Below are 12,285 nucleotides of genomic sequence, written 5' to 3' on the forward strand. Positions count from 1 at the left end.
TACGGAAGGATCTCCTTGTCCACGAACGACCGCACCGCGGCCAGGATGTCCGCCTGGACATCCGTCAACCCGTCGGTCTGCGCAACCCTGCCCATGGCAGCTCCTGGTGTCCTTGATCTCGGCGATGAACGGGCTGGTCAGGCGGTGGGTGGCTCGAAGGTGGCCGTGCGCGCCATCCCGGCGGCCCGGCCCTTACCCGCGATCACCTCCGCCATCTTGCGGCTCGCCTCGTCGATCATCTCGTCACCCAGCATCGCCGCACCGCGCAGACCACCGGCCGCCGACGTGTACCAGGCATACGCGTCCAGGATCAGCTCGGCGTGATCGTAGTCCTCCTGCCGGGGCGCGTAGATCTCGTTCGCCGCCTCGATCTGCCCCGGATGCAGCACCCACTTGCCGTCATAACCCAACGCCGCCGACTTCTTCGCCACGCCCCGGAAGGCGTCCACATCGCGGATCTGCAGGAACGGCCCGTCGATCGCCTGCACCCCGCGCGCCCGCGCCGCCTCGAGAATCTTGAACAGCACGTAGTGGAACGGGTCACCGGGATAGTCCGGCGTGAGGGCACCGACCACCAGCGACGGCATGTTGATCGACGCCATGAAGTCCGCCGGCCCGAAGATGATCGTCTCGATCCGCGGGCTCGCGAACGCGATCTCCTTCACGTTCGACAGACCCAGCGCGTTCTCGATCTGAGCCTCGATACCGATCCGACCGATCTCGAAACCCATCACCTCCTCGATCTGCGTCAACAACAGATCCAGCCACTGCACCTGCGCCGCGGTCTGCACCTTCGGCAGCATCACGCAGTCCAGGTTCGCCCCGGCGCCCTCGACGACGGTCACCACGTCGCGATAGGTCCACTTCGTCGTCAGGTCGTTGACCCGGACGACCCGGGTCCTGCCCGCCCAGTCACCCTCGTTCAGGACCGAGACGACATTGCCTCGCGCGGACTCCTTCGCGCCGGGAGCGACGGAATCCTCAAGATCACAGAAGATCTGGTCGGCAGGCAGCCCCTGCGCCTTGCCCAACATCTTCGGACTGGAAGCCGGGACTGCAAGACACGACCGGCGAGCACGCAACGGCATACTTCCGAAAGCTCCTCTATCAGGTCGGCGATCCAGTGATGCGTCGCCGATCAACGCATGTGATCAGGAACCTGAAATTCTTACATGGTGCTGCACCATCTCGATGATCTTGATATTCGCGGCCACGGTCGCAGCCTTCGCCACACTGTTCAGCTGATGGCGATCGCGAGTTCCGAGCCCGTGGCCGCACGGACGTCATCGACGGTGACGCCGGACGCGAGCTCGCGCAGGACGAACCCAGTGCCCGGGACGACGTCAATCACAGCAAGATCTGTGATGACCCGGTGGACGCAGGCCTTGCCGGTGAGCGGCAGGGAACAGGTGTCGACGAGTTTATGGCTGCCATCCTTCGCGGCATGCTCCATCATCACAATGACCGTCCGGGCACCGTGGACAAGATCCATCGCCCCACCCATCCCCTTCACCATCTTCCCGGGGATCATCCAATTGGCAAGGTCGCCTGTGGCGGAGACCTGCATCGCGCCGAGCACGGCAACGTCGACATGCCCACCGCGGATCATCGAGAACGAGGTCGCCGAGTCGAAGAACGCCGCCCCCGGCAGAACCGTCACCGTCTCCTTCCCGGCATTGATCAGATCCGGATCAACGTTCTCCTCCGTCGGGTACGGGCCGACCCCGAGGACGCCGTTCTCCGAATGCAGCACGACCGTCACCTCGGCCGGCAAGTAGTTCGGAACCAGCGTCGGCAGGCCGATTCCCAGGTTGACGTACTGGCCATCGCCCAGCTCGCGAGCGACTCGCGCGGCAAGCGCGGCGCGCGACAGAGTCACGCCGACACCGTCCTCTTCTCGATCCGCTTCTCGACTCCCGGCACGTGCACGACCCGCTGCACGAAGATCCCCGGCGTGTGGACCTCCGCGGGGTCGAGCTCACCCGGCTCGTACAGCTCCTCGACCTCGACGATCGTCACGTTCCCCGCGACCGCGCACAGCGGGTTGAAGTTCGCCGCGCTCTCCCGATACACCAGGTTCCCGTGCCGGTCGCCCTTCCACGCGTGCACCAGCGCGAAGTCCGTGACGATCGCCCGCTCCAGCACGTACTCGACGCCGTCGAAGACCCGGGTCTCCTTCGGCTCCGACGCGAGCGCGACTCCACCTCGGCCGTCGTACCTCAGCGGCAGCCCACCCTCAGCGATCTGCGTACCGACCCCGGCCGGCGTGTAGAACGCCGGGATGCCTGCCCCGCCAGCACGCAGCCGCTCCGCCAGCGTTCCCTGGGGCACCAGCTCCACCTCCAGTTCCCCTGCGAGGAACTGCCGCTCGAACTCCTTGTTCTCCCCCACATAAGAACCCGTCGTCCGCGCGATCCTCCCCGCGCGCAGCAGTACGCCAAGCCCCCAGCTGTCGACGCCGCAGTTGTTGCTCACCGTCCGCAGCCCCGAGACACCGACGGCGTGCAACGCGCCAATCAATGCACCGGGAATCCCACACAGGCCGAACCCGCCGACAGCCAGCGACGCCCCATCGCCAACGTCCGCCACCGCGTCCGACGCAGACGCCACCACCTTGTCCACCGATCGCCACCTCCCGACAGCGTTGCCATAACAGCACCCGCGGAGCTCGGGCGCAGGCCATGGATATTTCGCCGGCTACTGACAGCGGCCGGCGACCGCAAGGTTAATTCAAATTAAAGTAACGGTCCAGGAGCCATCCGCGAAGGTGATCCGCTCCAGTACTTGGTCAGGTTCGCAGCTGGCGCCCGAGCTGGTCGGCCCGGTCGGATCCCCTAGAACGACAACTGGGATCTCACAGTCCGCACGCCAGGCGACGTGCGCCGCGCGCTTTTCCCATGATATCCAGAGCGGCTTCAGTCGTCGCGAGCTTCGCTTTCAGTCGTCCGTTCTCCCGGCGCAGCTTCTCCAGCTCGATCTGCTCCGCCGACTTCCCCGGCTTCTTCTCCGGAGAACGAGCCGCGCCGCCGGATCCACCCAACGCCCCTGCGTCTCGCGCCCGGGTCCACTCCACCACATGCGAGGAGAACAAACCCTCCCGGCACAGGATCGCACCTTTCTCCCCGTGCGGGGAGTTGTCGTACTCGGCGACGATCCGCAGCTTGCACGCCGTGCTGAACACCCGCCGCGACGGCGAGGGCCCGCCCGGACGCTCCTGCGACACTGGCTCCATGAACACGAGGATCTCCGATCACGCCCTCTTTAGCCAACCCGCACCGAGCGGGTGTCTCAGCCGAGACTGACGCAGAGGGAGCAGCGGCTGTCCGTGTATCCCGAATCCGGAATCAGCAATGACGCTCCGTACCGCCAGAAGCACCATACGGCTCCCGCAGATGGGGCTCCGCGAACCTGCTGCTTGCCAGCAGGTCGAGACGCGATGGTGCTCGGTTCATGCACCGCGAGCGAGGACATGGAGCCATGCGACTCGGCACCGATTCGGTGCAGCGCTCACTGCGTGGCGTCAGCGAGCGCGGTATAGGTGCCGAATGCCCGCGCATGGTAGGTGAGCGGCAACCCCTCGACGACGTCAGCGAGGACGACGGAACCGAGGACCACGACATGGTCGCCCCCCTCGACCAGCTGATTCACCTCGCAGGCCAGGAAGCCCGCCGCACCGACGATGCGCGGCACCTCACCCTCGTTCCGCCAGCGCACGTCGGCGAACTTCGCAGACCCTCCTTTGCGCGCAAAGTTCAACGCCAGCTGGAACTGCGTGCTTCCAAGAACGTTGATGCCGAACCTGCGGGTCTCGCGAACGAGTGCGAGCAGATCTGATCTGCGGTCCAGCGAAACCAGCACCATCGGGGGGTCCATGGACAACGAAGTGAAGGCACTCACGGTAGTGCCATGCGGAAGACCGGCGGAGACCGTTGTCACCACCGACACCGGTGTACATACCGAGGCCATGACCTCACGGAACCGGGTCTGCAGGGCTGACGAGGCGCTCGATGAACTCACCGTGGAGTCCTTTCACGGTAGGGYCGGTGCAGGGCGGTATACAGAGCACCCGGCTCAAGTCGAGCCAGATTCGGCCAATGGTTTCCAGCAGCGAATACGAGATGTCGATTCTGTTTTCTTCTCACGATCGGCGGCGAGGATCACACGACAAGGCTGATCTGGCCGTCGATCCCAATGCAGACCGAAGGTCTCGTCGGAATCTGAGAGCAAGCTGCGGACCGAAAGACCCGGGCAGACGCTCTGAATCGCCACAGCGGAACGCCACGAAGTCACCGCGGGGAAAGTACGCAGGACCTCCGCATTTCATGTGGGCACGCCTCCGCGTTCGCCAGTGGTGGTCGCGGGAACACGCTGGGGCGCATACTCGTCGGCGATCCGGTCGATCAGCTCCGCGACGCCGACGACGTCGCGCACTCCGCTGACCGAGTGGCCAGCCGAGAACAGGTCGGTCCAGCGTTTCGGACCGAAGCCCTCCGCGCCCGCTCCGTAGATGCCGCTCGCCGCATCCACGCTCACGCCCTCGTCGAGCCGTGCCGGATCAAGCCCTGCCTCGACAACCGCCGGCCGAAGAATGCTGGTCGGCAGCCCGGTGAACGCCCGGGTGAGGATCACGTCGTCGGCGCTACTACTGACGAGCATCTGCTTGTACCTGTCGCCCGCCTCGCTCTCCCTCGTGGCGATGAAGCGGGTGCCCATGTAGGCGAGATCGCATCCGAGTTCCCGCGCGGCGCGCAACGAGACACCGTCGGAGATCCCGCCGCCCAGGACGAGCGGGCCGTCGAAGAACGACCGGACAGCCCGCACAAACGCGAACGGGTTCATCCAGCCGGTCTGGCCGCCTGCTCCCGCGACGAGCAGGACGAGCCCGTCCACACCCGCATCCAGAGCCCGTTCCGCGTGTCGCAGGGAGGCGACGTCGGCGAGGACGACGGCACCCACCCCGTGCAGGGGTTCGATCACCTCCGCGGGCGAGCCGACACTGGTGATGACCATCTCGACACGGTGTCTGACCAGCACCTCGAGATGTTCGTCGAGCTTCGGCTGTCGGATGATCAAATTCGGGCAGACCGGGCCCGCCGCTGTCCCCGCGAGTCGCTCACCGATCTGGGCGAGCCAGTCGGACAACCGCTCGCAGCTCCTCGCGTTTGCCGTAGGGAAGGCACCGATCGCACCAGCCCGACATGCTCCTACGACGAGGTCCGGGCCTGATACGCGGAGCATGGGAGCGACGATGAGGGGTAGTCGCAGGCGCCCTGTCAGGTTCGCCCAGGCGGCGGTCGCGTTCACCGCCGGCTTTCCCGACCTCATCGGCCGCTCCATCAGGCGCCCGCTTTCCGCGCCTCGACGACAACGCCCTGTTCGATGAGCTCGGCCGCCTTGTCACCCAGACCGATGTCATCGAGGATCGCGCGGCCATCGGCACCCGCGGGGCGCACCGGGTTGCCGATCCTCATCGGAGTGCGAGAAAGTCTGGGGGCGGGGCCGATGAGCATCGCCTCTCCGACTTCAGGAAAGTCCATATCGTTGACAAGCCCATGGTTCCTGCTCCACGGATCGTCGACGATCTCGTCCATGGTGGCCTGCAGGCCCGCGCCAGCATCCGCGGTCTTGTTGATCCGCTCGATCCAGCTGTGCGCGGGTTCGGTGGCGAAGCGACCGGCCAGTTCGGCCTGCAGCGACGCAGGTTCCGTCTCGTCGATCCCCTCCAGACCTGTGACGCCGGACAGCGCCGCCGCGCCCGCCGAAGGCCTGACCGCGAGGAAGAACCATCGCCCGTCAGCACCCCGGTACACTCGCTCGAGCGGTCCGTAGCCGCGGAAGTCCAAGCCGCCCGGGTCGTTCCAGTCCCGGTCCTTGTGCGCGACCATGTACGGGACCTGCCAGGCGATGCAGGTCTGGGCCAGCGAACTGCCCACGAACTGCCCCTTGCCCGTACGCAACCTGTGGTACAGCGCCAGCAGGATCCCGAACGCCCCGACGTGGCCGGTGCCCTCGTCATTGAGAACGAAGAACTGCATGTTGCCCTCAGGCGTCCCGCTGAATCGCGTCAGCGCGCCGGTGACTGCCTGTCCAATCTCCTCGTGCCCGCGATATTCCGCCCGTGGACCAATCGTTCCATGGGCAGAGATCCGCGAGTAGACAACACTCGGATTATATTCACGGACAGCACTGTCGGCTACACCTAGGCGGGTCGCGACGGACTGCGAGAAGTTCGTCGAGATCACATCCGCGCTCTCCACAAGCCTATGAAACACCTCATCGGCACCCGGCTTCTTCAGGTCGAGCAGCATCGTGCGCTTACCGGTATGGACCGCGTAGTGGAAATGGTCCATACCCTTCCAGTTCGGATTGCCGACATGAATCACCTCGGCGCCGTACTCGGCCAGCAGACGGCATGCCGTCGGGCCTGCCAGCAGCACCGTGAGGTCCACCGCGCGGTAGCCTTGCAGCGCGGACGAGATCCCGCCCACAACGGCGTCGGTCGTAGCCGGCTCCGGTGTGGGCAGCCGGTCGAGCTCCTCGATGATCGCGTCGCGGTCGGCGTCCAGCTCATGCCTCGCTGACGGCCGTGCCGGAGTGCCGGTCAGCGTGACCGGGATGCCTCCCTGGAAGGTGACACCGAGATCGGGGTCGACCAGTCGGACCGAGCCCTCCAGCGCCAACGACTGCTCGTCGAACAGCAGCCATTCCTCCGTCGATCGGATCACCGCCAGGTCCGCGATCCGGCCGACCGTACGTTCCCAGTACTCCGCGGGGGCGGTACGGAAGACGGCAGCAACCTCCGCCATCAGCCTGCCGCCCACTTCCGGGTCAGTCAGCGTGGTCTGACGGTCGAGGTTGAGGATGCCCATGGCATTCCACTCGTCGTACTTGCCTACCATCCGGGCGAAGTCCTCGGTCTGATGACCCTCCAGCCACGTCACTCTGACCCACCTGCCGTCGGCGCACTCATAGCTGCGCGCAATCGGGACCGGGCTGCCGCTGCCCATCTGGCGTGGCGGGCGAAAGCCGTCCGGCGGCCTGTCCGTGTACAGCCGGGTGACCTCGTAGGCGGCGTCGTAGAGGGAAACCTCGACCCGCTGCCCCATCCCGGTCCGTTCACGGGCGATCAGTGCCGCAATGATCGAGTTCGCCGTCACCATCGCACCGGCTACCGACGCCAGCGGCAGTGTGTTGACCACCGGCTCACCGTCGGGGTCGAAGCCAAGGGCCGGGTAGAGGCCGGCCGCAGCCGCCACGACGCCCTCGTTCGCGTACACACCGGCTCGAGCGTCATCGGAAGCGAAGCCCGGAATCGAGGCGTAGATCAGCCGATCACTGCGGGCGAGCGCCGCTTCAGCACCGAGGCCCAGACGCTCCATCACCCCGGGGCGGAAGTTCTCGATCACCACGTCGGCCGAGTCGATCAATCTACGGGCGATCCCCTGGCTCCGGGATTCTTTGAGGTCAAGGACGATGCTGCGCTTACCCCGCTGCAGCATCGCGTTCGCCTCGGACCGCCAGAACGGCCCTCCCGGCGGATCGACCCGGATTACATCCGCACCGAAGTCAGCCAGCCATTGAGCCACGAGCGGACCCGAGATGTACTGGCCGAAATCGACGACCCGCACTCCGTCCAGCACACCGGTTCCTCGCACCGCCATCAGGAAATCCCTTCCAACCGGATGACCGCCATCGACTAATCGCAGGACGCCCTCTAGTGGCGGCGTTACCGCGCGCGGCTCCTCGACCGCCCCGACCACCCGCCGGGCGCCTGGCTCCGCCAGCCGCCGCAGGATGTCTTCGCTGGTTCGCGGCAGCAATCAACCCGGTGTCACGTCACTCCACATCACCAGGACTAAACAACTGTGCAGGATGGTAGGTCCACCCTGCCTGACCTGTCAACGTGCAGGCGAACCAACCAGCCTGCGCACCGCAGACAAGGTATCCTGCCAGCCGTGACGACCGAACCGAGACGAGCCGCGGACGGGCCTCTCTCCCCACACGAGATCAAGCTCGTGCGAGCGACCTACGACGCCATTGCGCGGATCGGCTCGCAGCAGCTCTCACTGCGCGGGATAGCCCGCGAGATAAACGTCAGCCCCAGTCTGCTGATCTACCATTTCGGCAGCCATGAAAAACTTCTCATCGAAACCATGAGATGGGTCCTGGAAAGCACCGTTCGCCGCATTCAGCAGCAAATCGAGGAGCTTAGCGACCCGGAGGAGGCGCTAGACGCGCTCCTCGAAGCCATTTTCACCAGCCCGCAAAGGAGTCGGAACTTCCAGCTCGTCTATATGGATCTAGTCCAGTATTCGATTCGCCATCCGTCCTTCATCGGCCTGACCGATCTTCTCCGTACCCATATCAACAGCTCCTACGCAACCGTGATCAAGGTAGGAGTCCAGGCCGGCGCATTCCGCGTCGTTGACGTCGACCTCGCCGTGCGCCAGGCACGCTCGATCGTGGAGGGCGGTATGCTGCAGTGGCTCCAAGATCCGGACTGGCGAGAGAACTATCCGAGGCTACGCAGTAATTGTTACCACGCGCTACTCATACTGTTCCGCCACCACTGTGAGTCATCAGAGAAATTCGGTTCACCCAATGGCATCGCCGCTCCACGCGAACTCCGCTAACCACCGGCGGTTTGACTGACGAATCAGTTGGTGTCGTCCTTCTGATCGGTGAAGAACGGTCGCCCGGGCGACCGTCGACCGTCGGCTCCACGAAGAGCTTCCAGGCCGCACTCTGCATGTACGAATACATCGCAGCCGACCGTCTCGAGTGGGCGACCGCAGCTGGTCGGGCCAGCGCCGAAGCGCACCGTCAGCCCGATGGCGAGTACTCCCGTAAAGCGCGACACCGCGCTTCTCGACCATCTCGGGTATCGCCAATGAACGTCACGACGTCGGCCGCGTCGGGAGCGCCGAAAACCTGCTTGACGACAGCGCCGAGGACCTCGACGGACGTGCCCGATCCGACCGAGGTCTACCTCCGGAACGAAATGGACTCGGACCCGGCACCGCCCGCCGAGAGGTCCCCGCCGGCATGGGCGACATCCACCGGCAAGATCTCACCGCTCTCGCGGACCGGTACCTGCAGCATGGCGGTCCGACCAGCCGGTGGCCGGGACACGCGAGCACGCGGAGGCGCGCGCGATCACCCTGGATCTCCTCCCCCGTACGCCTTGGATTCCGGGGCAGGACATCATCGGTGCATGTACCCGGTCCGTCCTGCCCCGGATGGGTGCGCTTCCCCGGGGTCTTCTCCGAGCCTGAGACGGGCGACCCGGGCTCGATACCCTTTTGATCATCGAGGCCATGACCGGAGGCGCGCTCGACCTCACGACCGGTTCCGTCGACAAGGGACCTTATTCGGAGCGGACCGTTTCCGAGAGAGCAGTGGTCGGCCAGCTCTGGGCGCGCCTATCCTCAGGCGAAACGCACGGCCTCCTCGTAGTCGAGCCGAGAGCCACGCTCGCGCCAGGCGTCGGGACCTGGCTTTCCGATGTTGATAACAAGCAGAGAACGCCAGGTGGAATCGGCGAAAAACTCCGCGTCGACACCCTCGTGATCAAATCCCCCGAGAGGTCCGGCGGCCAGGCCTACGGCGCGCACGGCAAGCAGAAAATAGCCGATCTGCAGTGTTCCACTGAAACGTGCCGTACTCTCACTACGAGCCTCGTCAGCCAGTATTTTCCGAAGGTGCGGTCGATCAGGGACAAGTTTTGGCATGTAATTATAGAATGCCATATCGACCGACATGATTGCAGAGACCGGTGCCGACTCGGTGCTTGGGCGATTGTTTTTTGCCATATATGGTAGCAGCCGCTTCTTAGCCGCCTCGCCGCGTACATACAGAACCCTCAGTGGATTGGTGTTGACTGAAGTCGGTGGCCACCTGGCAAGGTCCCAAATTTCGCGCAACGTCGTTTCAGCGACGGGTTCGGGGTCAAAATTCTTGGCAGTCCGCGCTTCAGTGAACAACAGGCGTCGCGACGCTTCGTCGAGCGGCACAGGAACTCCCTCATCAGCCATCAAGCAGTTCATCCCTCCTCCGGGCGCAATCGCCGGAGGGTTCTGAGACCGCGCTGCGACGCGCATCGGTCGAACCTCGGTCTGACCGGCGTGGCGTCCAGCCAGCCAGCGCGTTACCTCCGGAGGCTCACGACATTTTGACCGTGATCATCACGGCCACGACGCGCAGCACACGCCCGGGCATCACGCCCGATCTTTTAACGACAATAGATGCAACCGACCTCAAGACTACACGATCGTTCAGTGAGATTTTCGACAGGCCACCACCTGTCATCGATCAAGGGCCGACCGCCACGACCATCCCGGATCCCGCCATCGGCGATCATGGATGACGGAGCCTGGTCCGCATTCACTTCGACACGATCACTGAGACATCCCTTGACACTTGTTCAGGGTCGCACTAATATGCGGCCCGCATGCGTCAGATTCGGCACAGAAGGGTGTCCAGGTCCGGCCGCATCACCGTCGCCGACTTCCGCACTCAATTATCCGGGTCTGTGGGACCAAGCGGGCACGTTGGGTTCCTTTGATTTCGGACGACTCCACCAGACTCAGAACCGCGGGCCATCGACCACGACCCGAGGATCTCGATATCTACCGAAGGAGAGGTCAGGCAGTCTGCATCCGCCGGTCCGCGAATGTCGAGCGGCTCGGGACGAAGCAGCATCCCGGCGGAGCACCGGCCTCCGGCCTGGTCTCCTCAATCCGTGCCGGGCGCCGGTCCGACCGAGCCAAGAACGACGGCGGCTCTGAGCCGATCCTGCTGTCCGGCTCGGAGGACCTGAAGAAGCTGGCCCTGCCGTCGATCGCCAGTTGACAGCCGACCGCCTCTGCCTCCTGCCCGCATGGGTGGCCGGCACCGGCACCGACACCGCCTCCATGCGCGCCCGGGTCCGGCTCGACGGTGACCGCCCACCTCTCTCTTCGTCCTCACTGCGGCCGTCAGGTGCCATGCCTCCGGTGTCGCCATGCCCGGTCACCACCGACGCCCTCCAGGCCTTCGCGGCGCCGGGAACGCCACTATCTCGCCGTCGAGCGACGCATCGGCAAGCCGCCCACGATCACTTTCGCGGCGCGCGTGACAACCCACACCTGGCGGTGAGCGGCCCGTCGCCAAGCCCGCCCGCACGAGACAACCGCCCTCCGCCCTGACCATTCTGTTCAGCCAACCGGCCTACCAGTCGAACCGTGGGCGTGCCGCGCCATTGCTCGTCGTGGCCGAACCCGCGAGCCGATGCTGGCCGGAGGCAGTCCAGCCGCTCCCGCCACATGCTCGGCGTGCGCCCGCCGCCGCCGCTGTCGTGCGCGTCAACCTCGTCTGTAGTTGCCGCACCGCCAAGTCGACATCCACATCCGGATTCACGCGTCGCAGGGCACCTATCACAAGTTCGCTCTTGGCGCGCAGTCGTTGAATCGGCAGTACGACGCAGATCGTTTGAAGGATACCTACCGATCCGGTCAGAGCTGTTGCAACCGCGCCGACACCAACATCATGCTCCTCGACGCAGGTCGCGATCCCCGACTGCCGCGTATCGTCGAGCAGATTCGCCAATTGTTCCTCGTCGGTCACCGTCCACTCCGTATAGCGGACCGCCTTGCCCTGCAGGATCCGCGGCATCTCCTCGTCCGACATCTGAGCGATGAGCGCACGTCCGGTCGCCGTCGCGTGAAGGGCCGCGCTCCTACCGACTTTGCTCGCCAGCTCCGACGGCCTCGCGGGTGAGAAAACCTCGTCGACGAGAACAGCCTCTCGGCCACTGAACACCGCGAGCCCGACGCCCTCATTGACCTCGCGCGCAAGCGCCGTCATTCGGCGGCGGTTCGCAGCCAGCAACCGGAGATGCCCATTCAGCCCAAATTTCAGGGCTCCAGGGCCGAGAACGTAACCGGGGCGGTCCGCGACCCTCAGCACATAGAGATTGCGCTCGAGGCCCTGGATCACCCGGTGGACGGTCGATCTCGGAAGATCCGTGCGCACCGTCAATTCACTGAGCGTCATAGGTCGAGTCGAGTCGGCCAACGCGTCAAGGATAATAGTCGCGCGAGCTAAATTTGTCATGATAAACACCCACCATCTGCACCGTTCGATCTTTCCGAGGATTCGACGTCCGCTCGATCGGGGGATTTCTCAGCGAGCCTTCGCATCGACGTCTCAGATCCGCTGGAAGGCTGGCATCCAGCGATCCCCTCAGCGGCCGAATCCTGCCTTTGCTGTCTGTCGAAGATCGCCGACTCCCATCGACCGCGGACC

General features: G+C 64.9%; 10 protein-coding genes. 1 reads left to right on the plus strand and 9 read right to left on the minus strand.

The annotated features are described in order from the left end of the window. Nucleotides 1-137: 137 nt before the first annotated feature. The 7 genes from CcI49_RS11405 to CcI49_RS11435 all read right to left on the minus strand — a co-directional run bounded on the left by CcI49_RS11405 (nucleotide 138) and on the right by CcI49_RS11435 (nucleotide 7,820). Nucleotides 138-1,088: a CoA ester lyase gene (locus CcI49_RS11405; protein ID WP_076826290.1), complete on the minus strand. Its 951-nt coding sequence runs from the start codon at nucleotides 1,086-1,088 to the stop codon at nucleotides 138-140. Nucleotides 1,089-1,237: 149 nt separating this feature from the next. Continuing rightward, nucleotides 1,238-1,879: a 3-oxoacid CoA-transferase subunit B gene (locus CcI49_RS11410; RefSeq protein ID WP_076826292.1), complete on the minus strand. Its 642-nt coding sequence runs from the start codon at nucleotides 1,877-1,879 to the stop codon at nucleotides 1,238-1,240. Beyond that, nucleotides 1,876-2,622, minus strand: a complete 747-nt coding sequence (locus tag CcI49_RS11415; RefSeq protein ID WP_076826294.1) for a CoA transferase subunit A — start codon at nucleotides 2,620-2,622, stop codon at nucleotides 1,876-1,878. Before CcI49_RS11415 ends, CcI49_RS11410 begins: the two co-directional genes overlap by 4 nt. Nucleotides 2,623-2,854: 232 nt before the next feature. Beyond that, nucleotides 2,855-3,223 carry a hypothetical protein gene (locus CcI49_RS11420; protein WP_158230750.1) on the minus strand — a complete coding sequence of 123 codons (369 nt, stop codon included), beginning with the start codon at nucleotides 3,221-3,223 and terminating at the stop codon, nucleotides 2,855-2,857. A gap of 284 nt (nucleotides 3,224-3,507) precedes the next feature. Beyond that, complete coding sequence (locus CcI49_RS11425; RefSeq protein ID WP_076826296.1) at nucleotides 3,508-3,966, minus strand: flavin reductase family protein; 459 nt, start codon at nucleotides 3,964-3,966, stop codon at nucleotides 3,508-3,510. A gap of 354 nt (nucleotides 3,967-4,320) precedes the next feature. Further along, a complete protein-coding gene (locus CcI49_RS11430) occupies nucleotides 4,321-5,238 on the minus strand; it encodes a nitronate monooxygenase (RefSeq protein WP_083749454.1) in 918 nt (305 codons plus the stop codon). 98 nt (nucleotides 5,239-5,336) lie between these two features. Continuing rightward, the gene (locus tag CcI49_RS11435) at nucleotides 5,337-7,820 is read right to left on the minus strand and encodes a CoA transferase (protein ID WP_131831061.1); all 2,484 of its coding nucleotides are present in this window, start codon (nucleotides 7,818-7,820) and stop codon (nucleotides 5,337-5,339) included. 135 nt (nucleotides 7,821-7,955) lie between these two features. Here CcI49_RS11435 and CcI49_RS11440 point away from each other — a divergent pair, with 135 nt between their 5' ends. Further along, nucleotides 7,956-8,633, plus strand: a complete 678-nt coding sequence (locus tag CcI49_RS11440; RefSeq protein ID WP_158230751.1) for a TetR/AcrR family transcriptional regulator — start codon at nucleotides 7,956-7,958, stop codon at nucleotides 8,631-8,633. Between the two features lie 795 nt (nucleotides 8,634-9,428). On the opposite strand, the gene CcI49_RS11445 is transcribed toward CcI49_RS11440, so the two are convergent. Continuing rightward, nucleotides 9,429-10,013, minus strand: a complete 585-nt coding sequence (locus tag CcI49_RS11445; protein ID WP_241840009.1) for a malonic semialdehyde reductase — start codon at nucleotides 10,011-10,013, stop codon at nucleotides 9,429-9,431. A gap of 1,195 nt (nucleotides 10,014-11,208) precedes the next feature. Next, complete coding sequence (locus tag CcI49_RS11455) at nucleotides 11,209-12,093, minus strand: IclR family transcriptional regulator (RefSeq protein ID WP_083749455.1); 885 nt, start codon at nucleotides 12,091-12,093, stop codon at nucleotides 11,209-11,211. Between the last annotated feature and the right edge of the window lie 192 nt (nucleotides 12,094-12,285).

This window comes from Frankia sp. CcI49, from assembly GCF_001983215.1.
GTDB classification, from domain to species: Bacteria; Actinomycetota; Actinomycetes; order Frankiales; family Frankiaceae; genus Parafrankia; species Parafrankia irregularis.